General features: G+C 42.0%; 1 protein-coding gene. It reads right to left on the bottom strand.

Annotation, left to right across the window (positions count from 1 at the left end; all coding sequences use genetic code 11):
- A partial coding sequence (locus AAEZ03_RS28795) for a hypothetical protein (protein ID WP_350583413.1) occupies positions 1-238 on the bottom strand: 238 nt, incomplete at both ends.

The following is a 238-nucleotide window of genomic DNA, read 5'->3' as shown; positions in this document are numbered from 1 at the left end:
AGATTGATAAGTTCGCGAGATGCTTCAGCGCTTGGCTTTGTTACCAAAGATAATAAATGCTGCAAACGCTTGGCGAGTAGCTGAGCTTCTTCAACCAGCCAATCCCCGTAAACTAATCCTTCAAGATAAATCTTTTTGTAAAATGCGCTAACATGATTATGCAAATCATCAAGGGTCAGTAGCGTGAGTTGTTCAGCCATTGTTGTCGGTTCAAAACTGCTTTTTTGTAGCGTGACCG

This window comes from Pseudomonas sp. HY2-MNA-CIBAN-0224 (assembly GCF_040310285.1).
GTDB classification, from domain to species: domain Bacteria; phylum Pseudomonadota; class Gammaproteobacteria; order Pseudomonadales; family Pseudomonadaceae; genus Aquipseudomonas; species Aquipseudomonas helleri.
The sequence above is the reverse complement of the archived record's forward strand: the minus strand, read 5'-3'. Positions and strand labels throughout refer to the sequence as shown.